General features: G+C 49.9%; 21 protein-coding genes. 7 read left to right on the top strand and 14 right to left on the bottom strand.

Annotated elements, in window-relative coordinates; all coding sequences use genetic code 11:
* Position 1 precedes the first annotated feature (1 nt).
* The 4 genes from ABWH99_RS20700 to ABWH99_RS20685 form a co-directional block, all read right to left on the bottom strand.
* Positions 2-457 carry a hypothetical protein gene (locus tag ABWH99_RS20700; RefSeq protein ID WP_375583687.1) on the bottom strand — a complete coding sequence of 152 codons (456 nt, stop codon included), beginning with the start codon at positions 455-457 and terminating at the stop codon, positions 2-4.
* Positions 458-460: 3 nt separating this feature from the next.
* The gene (locus ABWH99_RS20695; RefSeq protein ID WP_375583686.1) at positions 461-1,690 is read right to left on the bottom strand and encodes a sulfite oxidase; all 1,230 of its coding nucleotides are present in this window, start codon (positions 1,688-1,690) and stop codon (positions 461-463) included.
* Between the two features lie 75 nt (positions 1,691-1,765).
* Positions 1,766-2,467: an ABC transporter ATP-binding protein gene (locus ABWH99_RS20690; protein ID WP_375583685.1), complete on the bottom strand. Its 702-nt coding sequence runs from the start codon at positions 2,465-2,467 to the stop codon at positions 1,766-1,768.
* On the bottom strand, positions 2,464-3,951 hold the full coding sequence (locus ABWH99_RS20685) for a DUF5687 family protein (protein WP_375583684.1): 1,488 nt from the start codon (positions 3,949-3,951) through the stop codon (positions 2,464-2,466). The genes ABWH99_RS20690 and ABWH99_RS20685 overlap by 4 nt, the downstream gene beginning before the upstream one ends.
* Positions 3,952-4,086: 135 nt before the next feature.
* On the opposite strand from ABWH99_RS20685, the gene ABWH99_RS20680 reads away from it, so the two are divergent.
* From ABWH99_RS20680 to ABWH99_RS20670, 3 genes are all read left to right on the top strand, one after another.
* Positions 4,087-4,947 carry a GNAT family N-acetyltransferase gene (locus ABWH99_RS20680; protein WP_375583683.1) on the top strand — a complete coding sequence of 287 codons (861 nt, stop codon included), beginning with the start codon at positions 4,087-4,089 and terminating at the stop codon, positions 4,945-4,947.
* A gap of 148 nt (positions 4,948-5,095) precedes the next feature.
* Entirely contained in the window at positions 5,096-6,241 is a 1,146-nt protein-coding gene (locus ABWH99_RS20675) for a DNA polymerase III subunit gamma/tau (RefSeq protein ID WP_375583682.1), read from the top strand.
* Positions 6,242-6,354: 113 nt separating this feature from the next.
* Positions 6,355-6,819 carry a hypothetical protein gene (locus tag ABWH99_RS20670; protein WP_375583681.1) on the top strand — a complete coding sequence of 155 codons (465 nt, stop codon included), beginning with the start codon at positions 6,355-6,357 and terminating at the stop codon, positions 6,817-6,819.
* On the opposite strand, the gene ABWH99_RS20665 is transcribed toward ABWH99_RS20670, so the two are convergent.
* From ABWH99_RS20665 to ABWH99_RS20650, 4 genes are read right to left on the bottom strand one after another with little or no spacing between them, the layout of a single operon-like run.
* On the bottom strand, positions 6,816-7,799 hold the full coding sequence (locus tag ABWH99_RS20665; protein WP_375583680.1) for a DUF3078 domain-containing protein: 984 nt from the start codon (positions 7,797-7,799) through the stop codon (positions 6,816-6,818). The two genes, ABWH99_RS20670 and ABWH99_RS20665, sit on opposite strands and share 4 nt — an antisense overlap.
* Before the next feature lie 45 nt (positions 7,800-7,844).
* Positions 7,845-9,413 (bottom strand): LysM peptidoglycan-binding domain-containing protein, encoded by a 1,569-nt coding sequence (locus tag ABWH99_RS20660; protein WP_375583679.1) that lies wholly within the window; start codon positions 9,411-9,413, stop codon positions 7,845-7,847.
* Between the two features lie 7 nt (positions 9,414-9,420).
* Positions 9,421-10,059 carry an O-methyltransferase gene (locus ABWH99_RS20655; protein ID WP_375583678.1) on the bottom strand — a complete coding sequence of 213 codons (639 nt, stop codon included), beginning with the start codon at positions 10,057-10,059 and terminating at the stop codon, positions 9,421-9,423.
* Entirely contained in the window at positions 10,056-11,291 is a 1,236-nt protein-coding gene (locus ABWH99_RS20650) for a M16 family metallopeptidase (RefSeq protein ID WP_375583677.1), read from the bottom strand. The genes ABWH99_RS20655 and ABWH99_RS20650 overlap by 4 nt, the downstream gene beginning before the upstream one ends.
* 593 nt (positions 11,292-11,884) lie before the next feature.
* Here ABWH99_RS20650 and ABWH99_RS20645 point away from each other — a divergent pair.
* Positions 11,885-12,097 carry a hypothetical protein gene (locus ABWH99_RS20645; RefSeq protein ID WP_375583676.1) on the top strand — a complete coding sequence of 71 codons (213 nt, stop codon included), beginning with the start codon at positions 11,885-11,887 and terminating at the stop codon, positions 12,095-12,097.
* A 314-nt stretch (positions 12,098-12,411) separates the two neighbouring features.
* Here the strand turns inward: ABWH99_RS20645 and ABWH99_RS20640 are convergent, their stop codons facing one another.
* Positions 12,412-13,056, bottom strand: a complete 645-nt coding sequence (locus ABWH99_RS20640) for an ureidoglycolate lyase (RefSeq protein WP_375583675.1) — start codon at positions 13,054-13,056, stop codon at positions 12,412-12,414.
* A gap of 435 nt (positions 13,057-13,491) precedes the next feature.
* Here ABWH99_RS20640 and ABWH99_RS20635 point away from each other — a divergent pair, with 435 nt between their 5' ends.
* Entirely contained in the window at positions 13,492-14,211 is a 720-nt protein-coding gene (locus tag ABWH99_RS20635; protein ID WP_375583674.1) for a phosphatase PAP2 family protein, read from the top strand.
* Here ABWH99_RS20635 and ABWH99_RS20630 read toward each other — a convergent pair.
* Positions 14,208-15,782, bottom strand: coding sequence for an ArnT family glycosyltransferase (locus ABWH99_RS20630; protein ID WP_375583673.1), 1,575 nt, complete (start codon positions 15,780-15,782; stop codon positions 14,208-14,210). The two genes, ABWH99_RS20635 and ABWH99_RS20630, sit on opposite strands and share 4 nt — an antisense overlap.
* Positions 15,783-16,029: 247 nt before the next feature.
* On the opposite strand from ABWH99_RS20630, the gene ABWH99_RS20625 reads away from it, so the two are divergent.
* A complete protein-coding gene (locus ABWH99_RS20625; RefSeq protein ID WP_375583672.1) occupies positions 16,030-16,632 on the top strand; it encodes a superoxide dismutase family protein in 603 nt (200 codons plus the stop codon).
* Between the two features lie 349 nt (positions 16,633-16,981).
* Here the strand turns inward: ABWH99_RS20625 and ABWH99_RS20620 are convergent, their stop codons facing one another.
* The 4 genes from ABWH99_RS20620 to ABWH99_RS20605 all read right to left on the bottom strand — a co-directional run bounded on the left by ABWH99_RS20620 (position 16,982) and on the right by ABWH99_RS20605 (position 23,052).
* Positions 16,982-18,721 (bottom strand): SulP family inorganic anion transporter, encoded by a 1,740-nt coding sequence (locus ABWH99_RS20620; protein WP_375583671.1) that lies wholly within the window; start codon positions 18,719-18,721, stop codon positions 16,982-16,984.
* Positions 18,722-18,847: 126 nt separating this feature from the next.
* Positions 18,848-20,380, bottom strand: a complete 1,533-nt coding sequence (locus tag ABWH99_RS20615; protein ID WP_375583670.1) for a Ppx/GppA phosphatase family protein — start codon at positions 20,378-20,380, stop codon at positions 18,848-18,850.
* Positions 20,381-20,389: 9 nt separating this feature from the next.
* A complete protein-coding gene (locus ABWH99_RS20610) occupies positions 20,390-21,118 on the bottom strand; it encodes a succinate dehydrogenase/fumarate reductase iron-sulfur subunit (protein WP_154859493.1) in 729 nt (242 codons plus the stop codon).
* On the bottom strand, positions 21,118-23,052 hold the full coding sequence (locus tag ABWH99_RS20605; protein WP_375583669.1) for a fumarate reductase/succinate dehydrogenase flavoprotein subunit: 1,935 nt from the start codon (positions 23,050-23,052) through the stop codon (positions 21,118-21,120). The genes ABWH99_RS20610 and ABWH99_RS20605 overlap by 1 nt, the downstream gene beginning before the upstream one ends.
* Before the next feature lie 339 nt (positions 23,053-23,391).
* Between ABWH99_RS20605 and ABWH99_RS20600 the strand changes: the two genes are divergently transcribed.
* Positions 23,392-24,267, top strand: a complete 876-nt coding sequence (locus ABWH99_RS20600) for a sterol desaturase family protein (RefSeq protein WP_375586610.1) — start codon at positions 23,392-23,394, stop codon at positions 24,265-24,267.
* The last annotated feature ends 74 nt before the right edge of the window (positions 24,268-24,341 follow it).

Genomic DNA, 24,341 nt, shown 5'->3' with positions numbered 1-24,341 from the left:
GTCAGTCCTTCAATTCGTACCAGTCAATGTCCGTAAGCGGAGGCCTTCTTCCGGATTTCACCGGGGCATAATTTTCTGCAAGATAGTCCAGGATGGCTGCCTCCTGCTCACCCAAATCCCACAAGTTTTGGGTTCGTTGCATCCAGCGAATCATTTGTTGCCAGCCTTCCCGATCGGCCCGGTTTTGGGTGACCAGTTTTGCCGAATGGCAGGCGGTGCAATGAGCGATGACCAAATGTACCCCTTCGGCTGCAATGAAACCGGTCGGTACATGGACACCATTTTTGATGTCGCCATCTATGCCCGTCATGGGAAGAGGTGCATCCGCTTCTCGTATTTCCCCATCTTCAAGGACCGGGCTTGTTTCGGATTGAAAGTAAACCCCCAGGCCTGCCAGTACCAAAACCAATAGGCCGGCACCGATCAAAAGGCGTAGGTTGCTAGGAAGGTGTTGCATGGTTTAGGTGATTTTGACCGCGATTCGGTGACAGGCATTGTTCAAATATCCTTTTGGGTTCCAGCCCGGAGTAAGCATGGGCTGACTGATGCCCTCGGTATCGGTCGCCCTGGCCCATACTTCGTAATAACCCTTTTTAGGAAAAGAGATATCGGCTTCAAAATGTTGCCAGGCAAAGCGGTTCACTGGGTCTTGGAGGCGGCAAGGCTGCCAGGTGGCACCAAAATCAATGGAGTAATCCACCGATCGGACCAGGCTTGCGCCCGCCCAGGCATGACCTCTGATTGCCAATCGTTGGTCCGGACGAAGCATTGCTCCCGATTTTGGATAGGTAATCAGGGATTTGACGGGCATGTTTTCGATGATGCACATGGCTTCTCCAGGTACCTCTGTTCCGGGCTGAACCGGTTCACAGGGGACCGAATAGGAGGGGGCGGCCATCTTTTCCCCATCATGAACCTTGTCCCTCACGGCTAGCCGGTGAATCCATTTACCCGATACCGAAGCAGGGTAGCCGGATGCGATCAGGCGAAGCGGATGCCCGTGGGCGATGGGAATGTCGGCCCCGTTCATGGCGAATGCCAGGAGGGTTTGGTCCTCCATGGCCTTCGAAAGGGGGATGCCGCGCGAGATCGGGTTTTTGGCGGGGTCTCTGCTCAGGTGGCTGTCTTTGCCATAATATCCTATGTATACCGCATCGTCTTTGATCCCCACATCCCGGAGCACATCCCTCAGCCGGATACCCGTCCATTCTGCGCAAGATACGGCACCTACGGTCCACTGGTTGCCCTCCGCGGGTGGGTAGTACTCGCTTCGACCGTTCCCCCCACATTCCAGGACCAACTGGTACGTATGGGCCGGAAATTGTGTTTTCAATTCCTTAAGGCTGTAGGTTTTTTGTTGGGCGACGGACTCGCCGTTTATGGTCAATGTCCAGGCCTCGGGACTTACCTCTTCTGGAATGATTCCGTTGTTCCGGACAAACATTTTGTCAGCAGGGGTCACCGCATCGTCGAGCAAATGGGCCTGCGCTTCGATATTCCAGGGTTGATCGTTTAACACACGCATGTCCTTGTGCTTGCCAAAAAGTTTCTGTGGATCTTGGTCTTGAAGGACAGCGAGCGGCAGGTATCCTTTGGGAAGAGCATAGACGATATCCAACCCTGCCCAGGCCGCCAGGGAACCAAGTCCGGTATTTTTGATAAATTTTCTTCTCGTGACAGGTTTTTTCATGAATCCCTTTTTTTGAGCAAATTAAGCCATTTTTAAAGTTTATTCAACCGTGCCGGACGTAATTTACGCATCGTTTCACGATTGCACGTCGAAGTAGGTATTGAGTTCTTCTTTCATTCGAGTTCTGTCCTGCAGGTCTTTTATTACCCGGCCTTTTTCGAGCAGCACGATTCGTTCGCAAATATCCGTTACGTGATTCAAGTCGTGGCTGGAGACGATGAAGGTGACCCGCTGTTCGGCTTTTTCCTTTAGGAGTAGCCGCTTAAGCCGGATTTGAGAACTGGGGTCGAGATTTTCAAAGGGTTCGTCTAAAAGCACGGCTTCCGGTTGCCCCATCAGTGCTGCGGCGATTCCGACTTTTTTGATGTTGCCCTTGGAGAGGTCTCGGATGTATTTATTAGTACCGAGTATTTCGCCGTTGAAAAATTCGGTAAATTTATCCAGGTGATGCTGTAAGGCTACTTCCGATAGCCCATAAATTTTTTTAAGCGTGGAGAAGTATTCTTCGGGGCTGAGGTACGAAAGCAGCATGTTTTCGTCGAGGTATGCACCAATTTTTGATTTCCACTGTTCGCTTCTGCTGACGTCTTCTCCATCTACGTAAACCGCCCCTTGGGAGGCCCGTACCAGGTCAAGTACTACCCGAAAGAATGTGGTTTTTCCGGCACCATTGTTTCCCACCAGACCAAAGCACTGTCCCTTTGGGATTTGTAGATTGGGTATATCCAGTGCGGTGGTGGTTCCGTATATTTTCTTCAACCCGTCGATTTGTATCATAATTCCTGTCGAAATGCGGCGGCTATATCGTATTTCATTTGAATCACCTTTTCAGCCATTAGGGAAGAAATTTTTGGGAAGACCCCCAGGCCAATCAGGCCGGCAATCCCAAGGGCCATCAGCCCAATATAGTCGTCAAACCAGTACGAAAATGGTAGAAATATGGCGTATGGCGCAACCAGCAAGGGGAGAATGATCAGCAACTGCGAAATGCCCATTCCTTCGTAATTAAAGATAGCACCTTTGTTAAGGTCCATGGGTTTGGGTTTCCAAAGTGCCAGATAAATCACCAGGTGCATGGTGACGCCCAGGTTGAATAGGAAAGTTGCCAAGTGAATAAAAAGCACGTGCCAGCCAAAATACACATAGGGCATGGATAGTATGAAGCACAGCAGCGAAATACCTGCAAATAGCAGGTACTTTCCACGGACCAGGGCGCGTAACCCGTTCTGCTGATGGGCGTAAAAATCAAATGCAGGAGAATTCCAGCTTAGAAAAAGCTGTCCGTATTGAATCATAAAAATTCCGGTGATGAAGGTGCCTACAAAAATAAAGGCACTGTTGAATCCGGATTCCACCTGATACGCGGGATGGCTATAGAAAACGAGCCCGTATAAAAGAAAAACCAGGCATAATGTCAGGTAGGTCCGACTTTTCTTATGCCGCAGGATGAGCTTCCATTCCAAATTTGCGACTTCCCCTGCCAGACCAAATTTTGATAGAAAACCCAGATCCCGGTTTGCAAATGCTACGTGTTCTCCATCACTGAGTTCTTCCAGGTATGCGTTTTGACGGTAGAAAGCAAAACACAAGAAGTAACTCAAAATCAATACGGTAAGCAGGAGAAAAACAGGTACCGGACTTGCCAGTGCAAACGTAAACACCGGTTCGAAAAAGGCTCCGAGGTCGACAAGCGAAAAATAGCTGGAGATGATGCTAAGAAACAGCGCACCCGAAATGACCAATATGCCGGTAAGGCTGTCCTCGAAGCGCTGTTTGAACCAGAGAATAAACCAATGAATGGACCAACTGGTAAGTACTACCGCCAGCAGCCAGGTCAATGCGGGCAGGGTTCCGTATGCCGGCAAAATCTCCCGCACCGCAAAGGGACCGAACAGGAGTAAGGAAATGCTGTTTAAGGGGGATAGAAAACTGCTTGCTAGCAGGATATGGATGATTCGGGATTTTGCTATCGGAAGGTGAAGAAAGCGCTCCAAGCTGACCACAGGTAGTTGCTGAATAAAATACCGGTAGATCAGTTCCAACAAATAGAAATAAAGCAGGCAACTGTTGATGCCGTACACGGCATCCGAAATCCCCATCAGCTCCCTCACCAACCGATTCAGTACCAGGCCAAAGAGGAACAAATATGCGAGAAAGAACGACCCCAAGATGAAGACAAGGATTCCGATCAATACACTTCTCGAAAACGAACTACTCCTTATCCATTTTAGTAGTTGCAGGCGCATAAGGGTAATCAGCATATACGGTTTGGGTTTATTGGCAGCATTGCCGGCTACGACTCGTTTGATTGTCTAAAATAGAAAAAAATTACCAAGAGCCGTCAAAAATTTCGGGTTTAGTGGTAACTAGTGGATCTTTAGAAGCAAATAGAAACAATGAACACGGAGCTTTACCTACGGAAAATGCAGGCAGAGGACCTTGACCGGGCGATGGCCCTCAAAAATGCAGAAGGCTGGAATCAGACAAAAAAGGATTGGTTGCTATTTCTGAACGGGCGGCCGGAATTTTGCCTGGTGGCCGTCGCCGGAGACAAACCGGTGGGTACCGTTACGGCAATTGCCTATCAGCAACGGCTTGCATGGATTGGGATGATGCTAGTGGACCGGGATTACCGAAGAAACGGTATCAGCAGAAAGCTGATGGCCGAGATCATAGACCGGTTATCAGGTGTAGAGACGATCAAACTAGACGCTACACCGGAAGGTCAGTTGGTGTACGAGCGAATGGGGTTCATAAAGGAATATACCCTTTTACGATACGTACGTATGCCTGCAGCATCGGAGCAGTCCACGGTCAACCAGGAGGAGGTTTTTTCGCTGAGTCGGGAGCAACTGCCTGCCCTGAGTAAGTTCGATGCAGCGGTATTCGGGGCGGAACGGGAGCAGCTGCTCCGGTACTTGGTCCATGAGTTTCCGGAGGGAGCATTTGTGTGTAGAACGGGCAAACATGTCAACGGTTTTGTGATTTGCAGGGAGGGAAGTAAGTACCTGCAGGTAGGTCCGCTCGTGGCGGAGACGGATGAGACGGCAAAAAAGCTGGTTAGCCGCGTACTTCGGCAGTTTTCCGATCGCCCCTTGGTTTTGGATGTGGCAGACGATAAGCTAGCATTTAGGAATTGGCTCAACGCACAGGGCTTCGAACGGCGCCGACCGCTGATACGGATGTATTACCGGAGGAATGGCCGGGTAGGAATGCCCGAAAAATACTACTTGATTGCTGGCCCTGAACTGGGCTAGCCATTGGGCCAGATGCGCTGGCTGAAAAAGAAGCGTGCCGGCAACGCCTTCATTTTAATGGATTTATTTTGAAAGGGTTAGCAAAAATGCGCTGCTAAAAACCAGGTCGGACCGGATGTAAGTTGGATTAATTTTATAACTTGCGGTAATGGAAAATTTTGTTGTTTCTGCCAGAAAATACAGACCTTCGGACTTCAAGAGTGTGGTGGGGCAAAGTCACATTACGACGACGCTGAAAAATGCCATTAAGAACGACCACCTGGCTCAGGCTTTTCTTTTTTGCGGTCCCAGGGGAGTTGGAAAAACGACCTGTGCCAGGATTCTGGCTAAAACCATCAATTGCGAAAACCGTCTGGAAAGCGGGGAAGCATGCAATGCCTGCAGTTCCTGTGAAGCATTTAACTCCAACAGTTCGTTTAACGTGCACGAGTTGGATGCTGCATCAAATAATACGGTGGAGGAGATTCGCAGCCTGGTAGAACAGGTGCGGTACGTGCCGCAAAGGGGCAAGTACAAGATTTACATCATTGATGAGGTACACATGCTTACCACGCAGGCATTCAATGCATTTTTGAAAACCCTGGAGGAGCCACCTAAGCATGCCATCTTTATCCTGGCAACTACGGAAAAACATAAAATTATTCCTACCATTCTTTCCCGATGCCAGATATTTGATTTTAACCGGATTCAGATCCCGGACATCAGCCAGCACCTGGAGTACATTTCGAAAAAAGAAGACATTGATTACGAAGAAGAAGCGCTACGCCTAATCGCTACCAAGGCGGACGGTGCGCTTCGAGATGCGCTTTCCATTTTTGACCTGATCGTCACGTACTCTGCCGGGAAAAAGGTTACCTATCAGGAAACCATCAATAACCTGCACATCCTCGATTACGATTATTATTTTCGGGTGACGGATGCGCTGTTGGAAGAAAGTATTTCCAAAGCCTTGCTGATCTTTGATGAGATCCTTAAAAAGGGCTTTGATGGACATAATTTTTTGGTGGGATTGAGTGAGCATTTCAGGGAGTTGATGGTTTGCAAAGACCCCGATACTGCACAGCTGCTTCAGGTTTCGGAATCGGCCAAAAAGCGATACAAAGAGCAATCGGTACAGGCCTCCCTTTCTTTTTTGTTGTCCGCACTGACAATTTGCAATCAGGCGGACATGTCCTACAAGACCAGTAAAAACCAGCGTCTGCACGTAGAATTGGTATTGATGAAGCTTGCAAAACTTCCCCACGCCATCAATCTTGCCAGCCTTGCAGAGGATCCTTCAAAAAAAAAAGCGTAACGACTGAAAACACTATCGCCTCGGATCCAAAGCCCCTACCGGCCGGACAGGAAGGAGGGACACGCTTTTCTGGGCTAAAGAAGTCCATCCCGATTCCTTCCAGCCTTGGGCAGGTGAAGCGACAACTAAAAGACCGTCCCCTTCCACAGGTAACGGAGGAAAAACGATCGGAGCCAACCGTTTCGGTGGAAACCCCGGTTAACCCCAATCGATCAATTACCGGGGAGGAGGTGCAGGGGGTTTTGGAAGAAGTGAAACGGGCATTTAAGGAGGGACATAAAAACATGGAGATGGCACTCCTGCAACAGCCCTTTGAGGTTCGGGAACAACAGATTGTATTTCTCATTCACGGAGGGCTGCAGGAGGACCTTTTTCCCAAACTCAAGCCGGAATTGACCGGTATTTTTCGCAACAAACTGCAGCACCCCGAGGTCGAGGTAAATTTTGAAGTCAAAGCCGAGGCACTGGATCCGGTTAAAAGCCTGTACACCTCGCGTGAAAAACTGGGGTATTTATTAGAAAAGTCACCCGCACTCAAGGAACTAAAAAACCGGTTTGGCCTGGAAACAGACTTTTAGAAATCGACTCCGATTCCAAAATTGATGAGGTTTTGAAGTTGTATCGCTCGGGTTGAGGTACCGTCGTCCTGTTCAATAAATACGCTCTCGTCGTAAATGATGATCGTCTCAATGCGTGTGGTAATGTATTTGTTGACCTTAAGGCTTACGATAGAATTGAAATTGACGACGGTATTGCCCAGTTTTTCGTAGTTCGAGAAAAGATTGAGGTCCGTTTTCCAACGCACGTTTTCCATTAACTGAACGTCTGCGGACGAACCGAAGGATACACCCGCTTCCGCCCGTACGTTTTCGCCGGGTAACACCCCAAAAGCGCCCGCCCTGCTTAGGGAATCATCCAGTACGATGGTAAAACGACCGGTAAACGGGGACAGGATAAACGATAGTTTTCCCTTATTCTCCAGAGATGTCTGGTAGTTCAGACCGGTGGAGGATTGCACATACCCGGGACTGAGGAAGTCTGAAATTCGATTTCGGCTGTCTCTCTCGGCTCCCGAGGGCCGGAAATACCGGTGCCCCGCCAAAAGCTGCGTTCGTGCATCGATTTGGGTGGACAGGTAAATCTTGTCGCTCAACTGACGCCCGTACTTACTGGTGAAAATGAAGTTATCGTTGGTCTTGCGGGTAGGAAAGGCACGTCCGGACTGCCGATTGATCCCGTAGTTTACGGACAACTTCGTGTCCCAAATGATGTTGTCTTTTTTATAATTAGCAAAAAGCTGCAGACCAGTGGTGAAGGCAAAGGAACTGGCACCACCGGCGGACCAATTGCTCAAACTTACCTGTTGCATGCTCAGGTTGTAATTCCCTCCTTTTTCCCAGTAAACGGGGGGCGCTTCGGTCGTGAATATGAGTGAATCACCTAGCATGACCAAGGTATCTCCCCCGATGATGACGGTGTCTGCGCGGGACAGATCCTGACTGTAGCCGGTACGGGCGGCAAAAAGCATCAACAAAATCATTAAAATCCGATACGGCATGGCATTTTTTCAGATAAAGGGCAAATATACGGTCATTTGCTTTATTTATTTTCTGATCTCGATTTTTTGTCCGACGGAAAGGAGGTTGTTGCTACCGATTTCGTTCCAGGATTTCAACTCCTCTACCGTTACCCCGTATTTTCTGGAGATGGCGTAAAGTGTATCTCCCGGCTGCACCGTGTGTACCTGTACCGAAGCGGCGGGGCTGGGTACCGTCTCGGTAGATCGGATATTTTCCGGTGAGGTTTCCGGTTTGGGTTTCGTAGGAGCGGCTGATTTTACCACTCCCGCACTACGCGGCCTTGCCGGGGCGAGTTTTACACGGGCAATCGGCTCGTTGCGTTTGTAGTAGCTTCGCAGACGCAGGACCATTCCGGGAAGCAGTTGTTCGTCTCGGTACACCCGGTTTTTCGCCATGAGCGAATGCTGCCGGATGCCGTACAATTGGGAGATCTCCCAGAGCGTTTCGCCCGGCTGGACGATGTGCTCCTCCGGTTCTCCTTTGCTTTTTTTGCGTTGGGTATAATAATACTTGCCGGCCTGCACGGGATCGGAGGCCTTTAAGTCATTGGATCGCCTCAGTTTTCGTACGCTGATTCCGGCCTGGGCGGCCAATTGGTTTTGGTTGCTACTGTTTGCCAAAATTCCCCGGATTCCGTTGATCCTTATTTCCCTGGGCTGCCGGGCGTTGGAAAGATTTCCGGTAATTTGTGGGAAGCCGCGCGCATTTTCTCTTCCGGAGGAGAGGCCATCGGAAATGGCTTGAGGCGCGTTGGTGGCGATCAGTGGGCGGCTGGGTACGATTCCGTTGAGAATGTACGTCACCACGTAGGTACGGTCACCGGGAATTTTGCCCTTGCTTGCCCAGGTATTGTATTCCCTGAGATGGGTTTCGCTGACTCCCAGGGTTTTTGCCAGTGTCTTCAGGTCAGTGGGGCCGTCTACCGGATATTCGTGCAGATAATCGCCATTGCTGACAACCTGGCCCAACCGGGGTTCGAATGCAATTTTATGGGCCAGGAATTTTTTCAGGTACCAGTAGGTGTCCCGGTCCAGCTCCATGCTTCGTTCGCCCTTATGCCTGCCCTTGTAATACTTGTTTGCGCCTCCAAGACCCATTTGGTAGGATACCAGAGTAATGGCCCAGTTGTCAAGGTACCGCTGGTGTTTTTTTAGGTAGCGGGCCGCACCCCGGGTAGCGGATACGATGTTTTTCCGTTCGTCCACATCCTGGTCCACCCGCAGGAACACCTCCTCTGCCGTAGCCTGTTTGAATTGCCAGAATCCGACCGCATTGGAAGTGGAGACTGCATCAGCGATCAAACTACTTTCCTGAATGACCAGAAATTTAAAGTCATCCGGCACCCCTTCTTCCCGCAGCACGCGTTCGACGATGGGGAGGTAGAGGTTTACCCGGTCCAATTTCGTTTGAAAATGGGAAGGACTTCGGTATTGGGCATTGACCTCTTCTTGAATATCTCGCTGCAAGCCGGCATCCAGGCGAAGCGTCATGTTGGCAAATTGAATGGTTCGGGGCACCTGCGGAACCTGGCTCATGGCGGCATTCAGCCAGCAAAAGGTAAAAAATAAACCAACGAAACTTGTTTTCATCATGATAGAATCAGCGCTTTCGTGCAAGGGTAATGCCGTCCCGAATAGGTAATACAACGTTTTCCACCCGGGGGTCTTCCTTCACTTTTTTGTTAAAAGCCAAAATTGCGGCGGTATCTTTGTCCAATTTTTTTCGGTTTTTGGCGAGAACTTTTCCTGACCAGAGTACATTGTCCGCAACTAACAGACCTCCCGGAAGCAGCCTTTCAACGATCCGGTCGTAGTAGTGGGTATAGTTTTGTTTATCTGCGTCAATAAAAACAAAATCAAAACGATCGGTAGACTCGGAAAGTAGATCGAGTGCATGTCCCAGCCGGTAATCGATCTTCTCTTCGAGCCCCGATTGCCTAAAGAAGCCACGGACCATTTTTTCCAATTCCTGGTTTTTATCCAGGGTAAGGATGGTTCCTCCTTCCGGAAGGCCCCGGGCCATACAGATGGTGGCATAGCCGGTAAAGGTACCGATTTCCAACAGGTGTTTTGCGCCGGTCATCTTTACGAGCATCTCCAGGAATTTCCCCTGCAGCGGCCCGGAAAGCATGCGCGGTTTCAGTACTTTCAGGTGCGTCTCCCGGGAAATATGTGCCAGTAAGTCGTCTTCCGGACTGCTGTGATCCACACAATAGCCCCATAATTCTTCAGGTATCATTGTGGTTTCGGTAAATAGGTAAGAAAGCTGAATTGCGCATCATCATACACCTCATTCGCTAGTTCCTGCAGTTCCTCGGCTGTGCTGGACCGGATCGTTTTGAAAATAGCTTCCAATGATTCAATGCGGCCCTTGTCCAGCAAGCTCTTTCCATATACCAACATCAGTCCGGAGTAATTTTCTTCGGCCATGGCCATTTGCCCGATGGTTTGTTCCTTTCCCATATGCAGTTGCAGGGTTCCCAGTTTTTTTTCACGAATTTTTCGGATTTCCCTCAGGACGATCCTTCGCGCTTTGGCTCCGGCTTTTTCTTCGGTTCCGTAAAAAATCCCAATGTATCCGGTGTCGGTAAAGGGCTGGTAGACCGATTCAATGCTGTAGGCCAGTCCGTGTTTTTCTCTCAGCGCCATGTTTAATCGGGAATTCATACTGGGCCCGCCCAAGATGTTATTGAGCAGGTACAATTTAAACCGCCGTTCGTCCTGGAGCGCCAATGCAGGTTTTCCCAAGGCACAGTGCGCCTGCGTAATTTCTTTGTATTGAATCGTGGTTCGTGGGGAATAGCCGTTTACGGACTTTCGCTGTCTTTTGCGGCTTGCCGGGGGCACGGCACTAAGCAAGGGAACCAGCGTGCGGAGGGCTTTTTTAAAGCTGATGTTGCCCACTACCGAACAAACGATACGGGAGGTATCCAGGTGTTGGTCCACAAAGGTCAGAAAATCCTCCTGGGTAAACTGACTTACGGTGGCTTCGGTTCCCAGAATGTTGTATCCCAGCGAATGCCCCGGGAATAACAAATCGTCGAACTCGTCCTGTATGGCGTCGTCCGGCGAGTCCCGGTACATGGCCATCTCCTCCAGGATCACCTGCCTTTCCTTCTCAATCTGTTTCGGTGGAAAGGTGCTGTTAAACGTGATGTCACATAGCAATTCCGCTGCCTTCGTCCAATGCTGCTGCAAAACACTGGCATAAAAGCAAATTTTCTCCTTCGTGGTGTACGCATTCAATTCCCCGCCTACGGAATCCAGTCGATTGATGATGTGAAACGCTTTCCGTTTTTTTGTCCCTTTGAAGGCCATGTGTTCCCAAAAATGTGCCAGTCCCTCCTGTTCTTCTCGTTCGTCCCTGCTTCCAATATCCAGGATAAACCCACAGTGCACCAATCGGGTACTGCTTACTTCCTGATGTACAATTCTGATGCCGTTTGCTAATTCCTTAATCTGGTATCCCATGCGATGTTTTCCTGAACACAAAAATAACAGCAAATTTTGGGAAAGAAATCAGAAATGAAAAAAATGGCCCCCGGGTGTGTTTCGACCGGAGTGCTCCGGGCAAAACGATACGATTTTGGACGAGAAAGGTGATTTCCCTGCCTGCTGTAAAAATGGTGGATCAGGATTAATCGAAAGGAGCCGCCGGTATTCAGTAACATCTCCGCCACTTAGTGGTGGATGATTTTCAGGTGCTGCACCTTACCGGCACAATGAATCTCGAGAATCAAAACCCCACTGGGTAGCCATCGGGTCCATTTGCTTAGTTCGATCGGTGTCACCTCCCATTCGGATTTTATCGCCGAAAATCTCGATGAAGGGTTCCGGCTAAAAAAAATAATTTTTTTTTGAATTATTTTTTTGGAGCGAAATACAGTTTCTTTAAACTGACATACATTATTTATTTTCTATAATGAAACTGCATTTAATGACTTGATTTTCAATCAATTTTCTGGTTTGGTAATTCTGTTTTTATCGCCGACATTCGTGAAGTAAAGGGGGGTAATTTCGGAAAACAGCCCTTTTTTCTTTCAAATTTTTAATTCTATCACGTCATGAAAAATCAAACAAAATTAGTGTTGGCCAATCTGTTTGCAATGGTATCGGTAGTGGTAATCGTATCGGTATGCGCACTGTTAAACGTAGATTGGAGCCTGGGTTCCGGAGCGTTGCTTCCGCAACTAGCGTTGGTGTTGGTCCCTCAATCGGGGTTTGTTTTTTTTCTTTGGAAAGCCCATCATTCGACCGACCACCAAGCGGTCGCCTGAAGGAAATGAATCAATAGTTGGTGCAAATACCGCCCAGCCTTCTTCAGCCAGGCTGAGGAATCCGGGCGGTATTTTTTTTGGTCGGAAAGCGCAAAGGCTCATCGAATCGGATTGGGCCGCTGATGCATCAAAAATAAAGGTGCTCCTACCTTGGTCCTGAGCCGAATGACAACGGGCTTGCCTAGGATCGACCGGTCTCAATAGGAACAAAAGGTGGCAGTGCGGTACTGGCAATGTACCTCGATGCATCTTTTGCGTATAGCGGACGGGCAGACCAGAGGCTACCGGCTGCGTTAAACCTGCTGGATCGGCAATTACTGAATGGGTATCCGCAGTAAAACGCCGAACTCATTTGGGAAATGAATGCTTACCCGGGCATGGATCGCTCCCTGTTCGTCGTAAAACACGGCTTTTTGTTCCAGTGGAACGATCGCTTCGTGCCAGACGTTCGGATGAATGTACAGCCCCATTCCTCCTTCCACTTTGAAAGCAACAAAGTTTTCCGGGCGTACATCGTCTCCAGGCAGCGCCAATGCCGTGATAAAAGGCTTGCCATCCAGGGGAAAAAACAGTTGCCCTCCATCCGGGTGATAGTTGGCATGCCAGAGCAATACTTCTTTTGGCTGCTCGAGGGACAGAGGGTCCGCTTTTTCCGGCGGTTTGCTCCAGCCAAACAGGTATTCGGAACCTACCGCATGGTTTTTTCCTTTGAAGCAATCTCCTTCCCAAAAAAACTCAAAATCGCCCGAGACCGTACCTGCTTCGTCTCCGGTACCTTCGTCTACTTTTCTCCATCCGGAGGCTGGCCACCGAACGATTTCGATGGGGTAGTTGCGGTACCTGTCTTTGCTGACCAGTTTACCAAATCCCTTCAGGGATTCTTCAGTAGCCAATACCAGGGGTACATCTACCTGCCCGGTGCCGGGAGGGATTTGGGGATTTTGGTAATCAATTTTCATAGGTTTATTCGTTATTTTTCAGCAGTCTCAACTTGTCCCCTACCCTAGGCCGGGATAGCCTGCCCCGATCATCATCGGGAGAATCTGGACACGATATCCCTCCCGCCATGTATTGCTTGCGTCAGGCTCGCTATCCTGAAACAAAGGAGTTTGGTTGGTAAGATACCCTCGACATCACTAAAATTAGAGAAATTGCCTGGAAATACGGCCCCTGCAGGAGAGATTTATTTGGCAATCCAGGTTGATTAGCAGGTATCCATTAGTTTTTCCAGACTTCGATGCTGCAAGATAGTACCTACACCTACGTTCGGAAGTGAATGAGACGGTAGCAATGGATAGAAGGTTAACGGTTTGATTATTTTCCGGTAACCTGTATGGAAGTTCAATTTGCTACCTTTCTTGGGTAAAGCAATCAATGATTTATTTGGATCGAGCATGAAAGTTATTCCCTGGCGCAAGTGCCGGCAATCCCTCCCACGCGTTTTTTTTACCGGATACGTTTTTTTGTTAGTACTCCTCCCGGTTGTTTTGCTTGGAAAGGAAAAGGGCTACTGGGAATTGTGGATCAATCGCCAACACACAGACATCCTGGATATTTTTTTCAAGAGCGTTACAAATCTGGGAGACGGTTTGGTCGCTGTATTTCTAGTCGGCGGCTTTTTATGGGTTCGGTATGCCGATGCCTTGTTTCTGACGATTGGTTTTTTGCTCCATGCTTTTTTGGTTCATTTCTTTAAAAAGGTTTGTTTTCCAGGAACGCTGCGACCGGTGGCCTACTTCGAAGGTGAGCCCTTGTACCGCATCGAAGGGATGCGCAATGCCCTCTACCATACCTTTCCTTCGGGACATACGGCCAGTATTTTTTTATTCGTAACCAGTTTGTTGTTGATTCGACCTGCTGGAAAGCAGTGGCAGGTCTTTTGGTTGGCGATAGGGGTGCTTGTGGGCTTCAGTCGGGTGTACCTGCTACAGCATTTTATTTGGGATGTGTATGCAGGTTCGCTACTTGGTATTTTCTCCGCCTATGTCGGGTATTTACTTCTGCATTCTTTACCCCACCGTTCCTGGTGGGAGGGACGATTGGAGCTACAGATAGGCCGTTTGCGGATTCCCGGAGAGATCAAGTTCCGAAAGTCAAACATGTCAAAGCCTTAGGGATGTATTTCCAAAACGACAGTGATGGGTGGTTCAAACAGATCTTTTTGGGCATGCACTATGTGGTAGGGGATGTCTAGCCGGTCAAACTCCGGGAGGTATTTTTTTCTGGTAAGTACAAAACCCGAATGCGGAACACGGTTTTGTTCTTCGATGTTCTCGACTTTTTTTTGAAGATAAAAGGAAAAGGCCGGATTGTATATCTGATAATAATACAGTTCGGCCTGGCGCAGGGTTTGTAGCGGGGCATTCAATACCGGATTGAATCGATCCAGCGAAGGAGCAGAAAAATAAAAAAAGGTAACAGCAACCAGGTAGAAGGAGATTCCTATTGTTGCGATGATTGCTTCATTTTTTCTACGAAAAATCAGGATCAGGGCAAGTACACCGATAGAGACAATTCCGAGCACCAGTAGGGGGAATGCGGCTTCTGTAAAGTGACGTAGTTCTTCGATGGACCAAAACAGGATGTAAGGAAGCAGGGTTAGCAGGGACAAAGTAAGCAGGGAGACATATCCGAAAACGCGAACCGGAGTATGGTTTTTCATTCGAATAAATCGGTTGATCAAGAACCCCATCAGAATCGCTAAAAATGGGTAAGCCGGTACAGTGTAGTTCGGAAGTTTGGTTGCGGAAACTGAAAAGAAAAGCACGACGACCACTGCTGCGCAGGCCGAAAAGAGTAATAAGTCATTTTTTGGCTCGAGCAGTAAGCGAAGTTTTCGAAGCCGAAAAACCAACAGTGGGGAAAATGGTAGCATTCCCACGAATACATAAGCCCAGGTTAGCCAGGGACCGCCCCCGTGCCCTTCCATGGGGGCGGAAAACCGGCTTATATTGTGCTTCATAAAAAATTCCGAAATCCATTGGCCCTCGGATTGTATACCGACGAGCACGTACCAGGGCAGTACCATACTTAAAAATAATACCAATCCTGGAATATTGAGTAGGGTGCCGATTTGTCGAAGCGGGTTATCTTGACGAATAAGGAGAAAGAGACCCATCGTGCCCACAACCAGAACAATAGCTACCGGCCCTTTACTTAGTACAGCCAATCCTAAACTTGAGTAGGCAGCGAGTAGAAGAAGACGCGACTTTTTATCGCTTTTGACAAACGTAAAAAAGCAAAACAGAGAGAAGGTTAGAAAAAACAAAAAGAATGGATCCGGAACGGCCATGTGAAACTGTATGGCCCAATGGGGACTGCAGCACAACACAAAAGCGACCCAAAAACCCAGGCGCTTGTTGGTATGGTATCGGGTAAATCCATACACCAGCCAAATCAGGCCAAATCCAAGAAGTGCGGGGAAGAATCGCGCCGCAAAGGGATTGATTCCAAACCAGGAATAAGCCAGGGCAAATGCATAGTAGTGCAGAGGTGGTTTGGCGTACCTCGGTTCCCCGTTAAATGTGGGTAAGATCCATTCGTCTTGTTGCCACATCTCGATTGCCGCCGTGGCATTTTTTGCCTCATCCAGTGCGTAAATACTGAAACCGCCAATATTGGCAAAATGGATCAGCAATGAACCAAGCACCAGGCACCATAGCCATTTGGATTCGTAACTCTTCATGTTTTGTTCGTTGGGCGAATATAGCTAAAAACCAAAAGTGGGGTCAGAAAGGGACCGTTAAAAAATCATTAAGGTTGGCTGGCGCAGTTCCATTCGGCTTGCGAGTCACGATACGGGCCTTCCGCGGGGGGAGGTAACGCATCCCTGGTTTGCACCAAGATTTTGATGGATTTTGGTTTTCGACCAGATTGGCACATTTTTTTCTGTACATAACCCGTCGAATGAGTGTTAATCAAAAAGAATTGTGATGATGAATCGATTGAATAATTATTTATTAGTACTAGGTCTTACCACGTTTGCTTTCGCCTGCGGGACTGGAAACAATACCTCAGAAGAAGGGACAAGCGCGGATCAGGAAATGACAACCAACGAGCCGGAAGCTTCGGCCATGGAAACCAGTTCCGCAGTAGCGGTTTTGTCCGGTGCCAGCGGAGCCAATGTCACCGGGACAGCTACCTTTACCGCCCTTGATAACGGAAAGGTACGTTTGGTGATGGATGTAGAAAACCTGAGTGCCGGAGAACATGCCTTGCACCTGCATGAAAATGGCGATTGCAGCGCAGCTGATGCCACGTCTGCTGGCGGTCACTGGAATCCTACCGATGACCCGCACGGCGAACGAGGCGAAGGAGAGCACCATAGTGGCGACATCGATAATATGGTCGTTGGAGAAGATGGGGTAGGTAGCCTCGAGATGGAAGTCGAGGGATGGAGCATCGGTGACGGTTCCCGTTCGGACATCGTCAACAAAGCCGTGATTATCCATGCCGGAGCAGATGACTTCACCTCTCAGCCATCCGGTGCCGCCGGAGCAAGAGTCGCTTGCGGTGTCATACAGGCGGGCAGTTAAGCAACAATGCCAGTTGCATAAAATGACCGGCCTGCATCGAAGAGAGCCGTTCGCTTTACCTGGCAGCAGGAAAGTCCGGACGCTCCTCTGGTAGTTAGGCCGTTTGGGTCCCGGTGGAACGTCCACCGGGATTTTTTGTTTATGCGGATAAGGTGCCGCTTTGGTTACCGAAAGCAGGCGACCGTTTATGGGTATCCGAGTGTATGTAGCGGTCTATTCCGGGTTAAAAACGGACTCCGCCTGAAGGAAAAAAAGAGAGGTTGGGGATTTTTCCCCAACCTCTCGACCCATGAGCTGCTTTTCTAAAGCGACCGATCCTTTCATCGGCATCTGTATGTGCGTCCGCTCGTTATTTTTTTTCTACATTGCTTTGCAGGGCATAGGCTGCCAGCTGTTCCATGCGTGTATCGTCCAAGGATTTTTCGAAGTAAGCCGTGGCCGAATGATCGTCGATAAACATGTGGTCGGCACCAATGAATTCGATGAGGCGCCACTTATCCAGCACGTCTCGAATCGGCCCTTTGGTACCGGTAATGGCTACGTCAATCCCTTCGGCCCGCCAATCCATGATCCAATCGTGTAGCGCGTGCGCCCCGGTACTGTCCATGCTGGTGACACTTTCCATATTGAAGACGATCATTTTGGTTGGCTGTTTTCTTTCTGTCAGCCATTGATTCATTTTATCCCGTATGTACTCCACATTGGCAAAGTAAATGGGTCCGTCGATGCGAACGATCAGCAACTTATCGTTGACTTCAAGATTGGCAAACCTCCGGACATTCCGGTAAATTTTGGTTCCCGGTACCCGTCCCAAACGGGCCATATGGGGTCTGGATGCCCGGTAGATCACAACCAGCAGGGATAGAACCATTCCCGCGATAATGCCGGTTTCGATGCCCAGGGTAAGCGTGATCAAAAAGGTGGCGATCAGCATGGAGAAGTCCGTTTTATCTTTTTTCCAAAGGTTTAGCGGTTCTTTGAAGTCGATCAACCCCGCGACGGCCACCAAAACTACTGCAGCCAGAATGGCACTCGGCAGGTAGTAAAACAGGCCGGTAAAAAACAAAAGCGTCAAAAGAATCAATCCGGCACTTATGATGGAAGCCAGAGTGGTTTTGGCCCCCGCCTGGTTGTTGACCGCCGTTCGCGAGAATCCCCCCGTTACCGGGTAGCCCCGGAAAAATGCGGCGCCAAAATTGGCTATGCCCAGGGCCATGAGCTCCTGATTGGCATCCAGCCGGTAGTTTTTATGCTTGGCCTGAATGGTTTTGGCTACAGCAAAGCTTTCCGCAAAGCCAACCAGAGAAATCGTGAGTGCGATCGGCAGCAGCGTGGCCCAGCCGCTGATATCAAAAGAGGGAAGGGAGAAACCAGGTAATCCACTTGGGACATCTCCTACAATTTTAACGCCCTTTTCCGTCAAACCGAAACCCCATACCAGGACAATCCCTGCTACTACTGCCAGCAAGGGGGCTGGAAGAGAGGGATGAATCTTTTTACCAAATTTGATGATTAGAATCCCCATCAGTCCGATGCCAAAGGTAAGCCAGTGCAGGTCTCCGATGTTTTGATAGATCGCCACGATCATTTCCTGAATGTGTTCACTGTTCGGAAGATTGATCTTAAAGAGGTGTTTGATCTGGCTTAATCCGATGATGATGGCCGCTGCAGAGGTAAACCCGTTGATCACCGGGTGGGAGAGAAAGTTCACCACGAAGCCCAGGCGCAAGGCCCCCATCGAAAATTGGACCAACCCTACCAGAAAAGCCAGGGTCAGCGCGTACAACAGGTACTCTTCGGGAGAGGCGGGTCCCAAACTGCTGATACCTGCTGCAGTCAATAGGGAAACCATGGCCACGGGACCTACCGCCAGCTGCCGGGAACTTCCGAAGATGGCGTATAAAATGAGTGGGATGGTGACCGCATAAAGGCCATGAATGGGTTCCAGGCCGGCCAACATGGCATAGGCCATTCCCTGGGGAATCAGCATGATCCCCACGGTAATACCGGCTGACAAATCTCCCTTCAAATACGTTTTGTCGTAGTGGGGCAGCCATTGTAGGAAGGGTAAGTATTTTTTGAAGTCCATTGGTGTCTGATTTTGAACGTTACTCGGATCTCAGGACCAGGGTCGGTCTGACAAATCCTACGAACCACAAATTTGGCCGCTTTCATCGGTTAAAAAAGTGATTTTTATCACAGGGGAAAGCAGTAGTTAGCCCATCGTCAGGCGAATGTCTTTTTTCAGGAAGTGGCTGAGTGTATCCGAAAAGCGCCGGGCTTCCCATAGTTCCAGTGCGATGTTCTCTTCCGCAAATACTTTGATTTCGATGGCTGACCGGCCGGGAAGGCAGTAGACCGTCTGTACCCATTGATTTTTGGTTTTATCCAGGCCGATGGCGATGCGCAAAATACCCGCCAATAATCGAACTTGATTTCGTTGCGCCGGCGAGAGCCGCTTGAATTTTTTGTGCTTTTTCCGGGGTCCTTTTTTTCGATGGTAGCGCGCCAAATGTCCCAGTACCAACACCTCTTCATTGGTAAAACCCCGCAGTTGGCTGTGGTCAATGATGTAGCGCGAATGTTTGTGGTAATCCTGAAATTTCACGTAGAGGCCTACATCGTATATCAAGGCGGCGTGATACAGCAGGCTTCGCTCCGGATCTCCTGCCCCGTGAAGCGATTTGAGTTGATCAAACAATTGGAGGGCCAGGCCGGACACGTGTTTTTTGGCGTCCAGTTCGGTCTCGTAGCGATTGGCCAGCCAGATGCAACTCTTTTCCCGCAGGTTTTTCCCCTGGGTTTCGCTACCGATTTGCAGCTTGTGTTTTTCGATGTAGTGCAGAATCATTCCGTCGCGTAAGGAAGCATCGGAGATCGTTATTCGATCGGCTCCGGCCAATTGCAGCAGTTCTACGAGCAGCAGGGCTCCCAGATGGATGGCATCGGATCGGTTGGGGCTGATTCCGGGGATGGCCGCGCGGGTATCGGGATTGGCTCGGATCAATTTGTTTCGGAGTTGGATGAGATCGTCCAGGTGAATTTCTTCGGCGTTCACACGTTCGGGGTCCGGATTTTCCGTTTTTTCAAGACAGGCTTCTGCCAGGGAGCGGATGGTTCCGGAGGTGCCAATCACCCGGTCGAATCCGGATTCGCGGACGGTTTCCATCAGCTTGGATGCGGCTTGTCGAATGTGCCCCTGCAGGTCCTGCTGTGCTTCTTCGGTCAGTGGTCCCGAATGCCCGACCTTGTCAAGGAGCCGAAGCACGCCGAGTTTCATGGAGTTACCGAAATAAACCCGGTGTTGGTCCCCCACAACGGCTTCTGTACTGCCACCCCCAATATCCAGCACCAGTACTTTTTCTTTTTTGATGGCGATGGCCTGCCTCACCGCCAGAAAAATCAAGCGTGCTTCTTCTTTTCCGGAAATCAATCGAGGCGAGATGCCGGCTTCCCGGATCAGGCGGTCTAAAAATTCCCGGCCGTTTTTGGCTTCCCGACTCGCGCTGGTGGCGCTGACAATGATATCATCGACGCCGTATTGATCGGCGAGTTGGACGTACTTTTTTACCGTTTCCACGCCGCGCTCCAGCGCTTCGGGGCTCAGTTCGTTGTTGGCAAATACGCCCAGGCCCAATTTAACCATGCTTTTTTCCTGCATGAGGATGTCAAACCGGTTTCCTTCCTGAACTTTCACAAGGATCATGTGAATGCTGTTGGTGCCGATATCGATTGCAGCCAGGTTCATCTCGTCAGGCTATTTCCAAAATTCCCGGTTCATCAGGGCGATGTGGGCGATCGAAATGCCCTGGGGGCACTCCACTTCGCAAGCCCCGGTATTGCTACAGGCCCCAAAACCAAGTGCATCCATCGTTTCTACCATGGTTTCGATACGCTTTTTGTGTTCCATTTTTCCCTGAGGCAGCTGGTACAAATGGCTGATTTTTGCGGCAGTAAATAATGCGGCGCTGCTGTTTTTGCAGGAGGCCACGCAGGCGCCACAGCCGATGCAGGAGGCCGCATCAAAAGCCTGTTCTACGGCCTCGCTGCTGATCCGCGTTTGGTTGGCTTCCGGTGCCTGTCCGGTGCTTACAGAAATGTATCCCCCGGAGCTAATGATTTTATCCAGGGCCTTCCGGTCGACGCTGAGGTCCTTTCTGATGGGAAACGCGGCCGCCCGAAAAGGTTCCACATAAATCGTCTCCCCTTCGCTGAAAGAACGCATGTGAAGTTGGCAGGTGCTGGTTTGGTCCAGTGGCCCGTGTGCCCGCCCGTTAATAAAGAGGCTGCATTGCCCGCATATGCCCTCCCGGCAATCGTGATCGAAGGAAATGGGCGATTCTCCCCGAAGCACCAGTGACTCGTTCAGTTGATCCAGCATTTCCAGAAAGGAGGTGTCCGGAGAAATGTCCTTCACCTCGTAATCCACCATTTTTCCTTTTTCACGGGAATTTGCTTGTCTCCAGATTTTTAGTTTGAATTCCATTACTTGTAGCTTCTTTCGGTAGGTTCGGTGTACGCAAATTTCAGCGGTTCTTTGATAAGCACCGGAGTTTTTTCCCCCCGGTTCCAGCAAGAAATAAAGGCGTAGTCCCGATCGTTTCTTTTTGCCTCCCCATCGCTTGTCTGGTATTCTTCCCTGAAATGAGCACCGCAGGACTCTTCCCGGCTCAGGGCATCCACACACATCAATTCCCCGATTTCCAGGTAGTCGGCTACCCGGCCGGCTTTTTCCAGTTCCTCGTTGATACCGTTTACTGTTTGCGGAATCTTTAACTCCTGGTAAAATGCTTCCCGAAGCACACGGATGGCCTCTATCGCCGCGATCAGCCCTTTTTCGTTTCTGGACAGGCCACATTTGTCGTAGAGAATTTTACCCAGCTCCCGGTGAAAATGATCCACGGTCTTGCTTCCGTTTATCTGAATTAGCTCGGTAAGTTTGGTCCTGACTTCCTTTTCACATTGCTCAAATGCCTGCGATTGGGTGTCTGTCTGCGTGCCTTTTCCGAGGAGGGCCAGGTAATGCGGCAGGGTTTGGGGAAGGATGTAGTAGCCGTCCACACAGGCCTGGAGCAGGGAATTGGCTCCCAGCCGGTTGGCTCCGTGGTCCGAGAAATTGGCCTCTCCAATGACAAACAGGCCCGAGATATTGGAGCTGAGCTCGTAGTCCACCCACAAGCCTCCCATGGAAAAATGAGCGGCCGGGGAGATCATCATGGGCTGTTGGTAGGCGTTGATGCCGGTGATCTTTTCGTACATGGAAAAGAGGTTGCCGTATTTCTTTGCAATGGCTGCTTTTCCCTGGCTGGCGATGGCGTCCTTGAAATCTAGGTAGACGGCATTCTTCAAGGGTCCCACGCCGTGTCCGGCATCGATCCGCTCCTTGGCGGCCCGGGAGGCAATGTCCCTGGGGGCAAGGTTGCCGTAGGAGGGGTACTTCCGTTCCAGGTAGTAGTCGCGTTCCTCTTCCGGAATGGCGCCGGGAGGGCGGGTATCATTTTTTGTCAATGGTGTCCAGATTCTGCCGTCGTTTCGCAGCGATTCCGACATGAGGGTGAGCTTGGACTGGTGGCTTCCGGACTGAGGCAGGCAGGTAGGGTGTATCTGTGTCCAACTGGGGCAGGAAGCCCAGGCTCCCCGCTTGTGCGCCCGCCAAATAGCGGATCCATTGCATCCCATCGCGAGGGTCGATAAGTAATAAATCTTCCCAAACCCTCCCGAGGCCAGCACCACCGCATGGGCCCCGTGCCGGCTGATTTCGCCGGTATCCAGGTTGCGCACCACAATGCCCTTCGCCACGCCGTTTTCGGTGACCAGATCCAGCATCTCGTGCCGGGTATATGCAGTGACCCTTCCCAGGTGCACCTGCCGCATGAGTGCCTGGTAAGCACCCAGGAGCAACTGCTGTCCGGTTTGTCCCCGGGCGTAGAAGGTGCGACTCACCTGCACCCCCCCAAAGGAGCGGTTGTTGAGGTACCCGCTGTACTCCCTGGCAAAGGGAACGCCCTGCGCAACCGCCTGATCGATAAGGGAAGCCGAGCATTCGGCCAACCGGTAGACATTGGCCTCCCTGGCTCGAAAATCGCCCCCTTTGAGGGTGTCGTAAAACATGCGGAAAACGCTGTCCCCGTCGTTTTTGTAATTTTTCATGGCATTTACCCCTCCTTGTGCAGCCACCGAATGGGCTCGCCTGGGCGAGTCTTGAAAACAAAACGTGGTCACCCTGTACCCTTGCTCGGCCAGTGAAGCAGCGGCAGAAGCACCCGAAAGACCCGTTCCCACGACGACGATGTGGTAGTTTTTCCGGTTATTGGGGCCGATTAGCCGGGCCTTGTCTTTGAAATGGGACCATTTTTCGGTCAAATTACCTTCAGGTATCTTGGCAAAAGGTGTGGTGGCTGTGTCGGTGGTGTAATACATGAAAGGCGTTTTTGCTGTTGCAATCGCTTAATAGTAAGAAATTATTCCCAATGTTCCCAATGAATGACTCAGGTAATTGGCCTCTTTTTCGACCAAATGTAACCCTTGTCACCAACCGGTCAAATCGCCTGACTTATCTTTAACCATCAAAACAGCAAGAACCGGTTTTTGGTTATTTTGAGTAAAACCTATTTGGTTTTTATTGGGTTTAGTTATCTGGAAAGAGGAGACTTGTGTGGGTCTCCTCTTTTTACGCTAGGGATTTCCTTCCCAGACCGAACGGTTCGGTGTTTTGGGCGAAGCATTTGGGAAAACCCCACGCAAATTGGAAAAATAGACATGGAAAAATACGGTAAAATCATCATCGATGCCTATTATGGGTACTTCAATTACCTGGTGGACGAAATCATGTATCCCTCCTGGACCAATTATTTTTGGTGGCTGGTGGGGCTCTCGCTAGCGGTTTGGTTGCTGGAACTGCTGTTTCCCTGGCGAAAAGACCAACCGGCACTGCGGAAGGATTTCTGGTTGGATGGATTTTACATGTTTTTTAACTTTTTTCTATTCTCCCTGATCGCCTACAATGCCATCTCCAATGTAGCCGTTGAGGCCTTTAACGATTTTCTGGGCCTGTTTGGTATTACCAACCTGGTAGCCCTGGAGGTGAGCTCCTGGCCAAGATGGGCACAGTTTGCCTTGCTGTTTGTGGTGGCCGATTTTATTCAGTGGAACGTCCATCGCCTGCTGCACCGCGTGCCGGCGCTATGGGAGTTTCATAAGGTACACCATTCCGTCGAGCAAATGGGATTTGCCGCGCACCTGCGCTTTCATTGGATGGAGACCATTGTGTACAAGAGCGCTCAATACATTCCCCTGGCCATGATTGGTTTTGGATTAACGGATTTCTTTCTGGTTCACATTTTCGCTACCGCCATCGGCCATTTGAATCACGCCAATCTACGCATTACCTACGGACCGCTAAAATACCTGCTGAACAATCCCATTATGCATATTTGGCACCATGCCAAAACGCTGCCAAAGGGATCCTATGGCGTGAATTACGGACTCACCCTAAGTATTTGGGATTACCTCTTCGGTACCGCCTACATTCCTCACGAGGGCAGGGACATACCCCTGGGCTTCGATGGGGTGGAAAAATTCCCAAAGACCTTTTGGGAACAGGTAACCTACCCCTTGCGGAAAAAAAGCACCTGATACCTGCGCTGCGTGAAACGTGTGCCTTTCCATGAAAAGGCGGGTTGACTGCAGTCGTTTCCTTTCTTTCTTCT

The sequence above is a fragment of the Cyclobacterium xiamenense genome (genome assembly GCF_042140265.1).
GTDB lineage: Bacteria > Bacteroidota > Bacteroidia > Cytophagales > Cyclobacteriaceae > Cyclobacterium > Cyclobacterium xiamenense_A.
This window is presented reverse-complemented; position numbering and strand designations above follow the sequence as displayed.